At 51.9% G+C, this 1,031-nt stretch carries 1 protein-coding gene; it reads left to right on the plus strand.

Annotated elements, in window-relative coordinates:
• Window positions 1-159 precede the first annotated feature (159 nt).
• On the plus strand, window positions 160-1,031 hold an 872-nt coding region (locus KDK18_RS06745), incomplete at its 3' end, for a hypothetical protein (protein WP_257254109.1).

Here is a 1,031-nt window from a genome sequence, read left to right on the forward strand (position 1 = left end):
TTCCTTTTTTTGGCCGGAGCCCCTGCCACAACTGTTTTTGAATGATTTCTCTTTCCGCCCAAGCCTCTTCGCGGGTGTCACAAAACGCTGGTTCCCATGCTTTCAGGCCCTGCGGATCCCAGCGGTGGGAATGAGTTGTTGCCCCTGCCCTTTTGGTCAATGAAGCCAACCCGCCACATTAACCTGTTGGCTATGTCCCCTGAAGTTCCGGAGAACACTTCCAATATGCTGATAGCCACGGGGGCTGCCGGGGGAGATGATGGCGATAAGCCACCTGACGGAAACCACTGGGATTCTCACCCGGAGCCCCAGCCTGACGTTCCCCTTGCTCTCAGCCCTGTTAAAAAATGCCTGCAACATAAAAGACAACTCCTTCGAATGTTACGCATTAAACGTCTATGGGCAACTATGACAGGCCAAACCACGCTGGCCCGGATTTTGTCAGACCGGATCATGGTGACTGAAGCGGATCTTCTGGATCTGGAAAGATCAGATCCCGACACGATGCATCCGGGGCTGATTGGGAGATGGTTGGCAGGGCATGATCAGGAACTCTGTGTTTACCGTGAGATCATTTCTGGCAAATATTCTGGCCGACAGGCGGGCACCAGGAAAAAGAATCAACCCTCCAGAATAATCAAAGCATCAACCACCTCGACAACAGGCCAGATGAGCGGAGCCGCTGCCCGTAAACAGACAACCGGTTCGGCGGGCGACAGTGGTGATGGAGACGATGAGTCACTGAAACCTTCAGCAGAGCAGGATACCAGAGGTTCGGTTGTCACTTGTTCGAAGTGTCACAAGCCACTGAATCAACAGGAATTAAGTCGGATAGCCAATGAAGCAGCCGTTTCAGCGTTTTTATGCAACAACTGCCTGGCGGGTACTCACGGTCAAAAAAGAGCAAGACAACCCCAGAAAGAAACAGAGCCGGATGCATCAGAACCTGATCAGAAAAAAAAGAAGGGCTCGGGCAGAAAGAGAAATCATTCAAAAACAGTTGTGGCAGGGGCTCCGGCCAAAAAAAGGAA

Source organism: Endozoicomonas sp. SESOKO3, assembly GCF_024606255.1.